Genomic DNA, 1,581 nt, shown 5'->3' on the forward strand with positions numbered 1-1,581 from the left:
TACGCGCGACACAGCGCGCTGGGTGATGCCCGACAACGACCTGTTCGAGACCGCCGACGGGCGGCACATCGTGCTCGCGACGCTCGAGGACAAGTTCTGGGCTGCGTTCGCCGATGCGCTCGGCGACGCGTATCCGGCGCTGCGCGAGCCGCGTTTCGCCCAGCGCACGGGCCGGCAGCAGCATCGGCACGCGCTGGGCGCGCTGTTGCGCGCGACCTTCGCGACGCGCACGCAGGACGACTGGATGCGTGTGCTCGGCGCGCTAGGGCTGCCGGCGTCGCGCGTACCCGACGCGGGCGCGGTGTTCGACGATCCGCACGTGCGCGCACGCGGCGTCGCACGCGAGGTGACGGCCGACCGGTCGCTCGCGGTGCGCTTCCCGGTGAAATTCTCGCTCGGCCTGCCCGACGGCGACGACCGGGTGCCGGCGCCCGGCGAGCACGGCGGCGGATAGCGCGACGCCACCGGCCGCAGACGATAACGAAACAGGAGACAGCCATGACGAATGGTGCGCAGTACCGCCCCGGACGGGCGTGGTCCATCGCGACGATGCTCGCGTTGATGATGCTGGTGAATTTTCTCGACAAGGTCGTGCTCGGCCTCGTGTCGGTGCCGATGATGCGCGACCTGCATCTGAGCCCGACGCAGTTCGGCGTGATCGGCGGCAGCCTCAACTGGCTGTTCGCGGTCGCGGCGGTCGCGGGCGGCATCGCCGCGAACCGCTGGCCCGCGAAATGGCTGCTGTTCGCGATGGCGGCCGCGTGGGCGCTGCTGCAGTTGCCGATGCTCGCCGCGAGCTCGATCTGGGTCGTCATCGCGTGCCGCGTGCTGCTCGGCATCGGCGAGGGGCCGGCGTCGCCGGTCGCGACGCATGCGATCTACAAATGGTTTCCCGATACGCGGCGCAATCTCCCGGTCGCATTGCTGCACCAGGGCAGCGCACTCGGCCTGCTGATCGCGGGGCTCGCGATTCCGGTCGTCACGTCGCACTGGGGCTGGCGCGCGAACTTCGCGGTGCTGGCGGTGCTCGGGGCCGTGTGGTGCATCGCGTGGGCGGTGCTCGGCGAGGAGGGTACGCTGTCGCGCGGCCCGCGCGCGGCCGGCGGCGAACGCGTGCCGTACGGGCGGCTGCTGACCGACCGCACGGTGCTTGGCAACTTTCTCGGCCATTTCGCGGCGAACTGGATTCTCGCGATGACGCTCACGTGGATGCCGACCTACCTGCAACTCGGGCTCGGCTTCGGGCCGCACGAGGCGGGGCGCATGTTCGCGCTGTTCGTCGCGGTCACGTCGCCGCTGAGTCTCGCGCTGGCCTGGCTGTCGCAAACATTGCTCGCGCGCGGCATGCCGTCGCGGCACGGGCGCGGCACGTTCATCGCCGTCACGCTCGCCATCGCCGGCGTCATGCTGGCCATGCTGCCGGTGCCGGAGGTGCCGCGCGCGGCGAAGCTCGTGCTGCTGACGCTCGGCAGCGGCCTGACGCTGACGATGTACTCGGTCGGCCCCGCGATGCTCGCCGAGGTGACGCCGGATGCGCAGCGCGGCGGCGTGCTCGCGCTCAGCAACGGCTTCGCGTCGCTC

General features: G+C 71.4%; 2 protein-coding genes. Both read left to right on the plus strand.

What is annotated here, in order from left to right:
• Positions 1 to 454: CoA transferase (locus tag G3N99_RS39965; protein WP_206125162.1), on the plus strand; the 454-nt coding region annotated here is incomplete at its 5' end.
• A 44-nt stretch (positions 455 to 498) separates the two neighbouring features.
• Positions 499 to 1,581: MFS transporter (locus G3N99_RS39970; protein ID WP_206125163.1), on the plus strand; the 1,083-nt coding region annotated here is incomplete at its 3' end.

The organism is Burkholderia sp. Ac-20392 (genome assembly GCF_017104585.1).
Lineage (GTDB): Bacteria > Pseudomonadota > Gammaproteobacteria > Burkholderiales > Burkholderiaceae > Burkholderia > Burkholderia lata.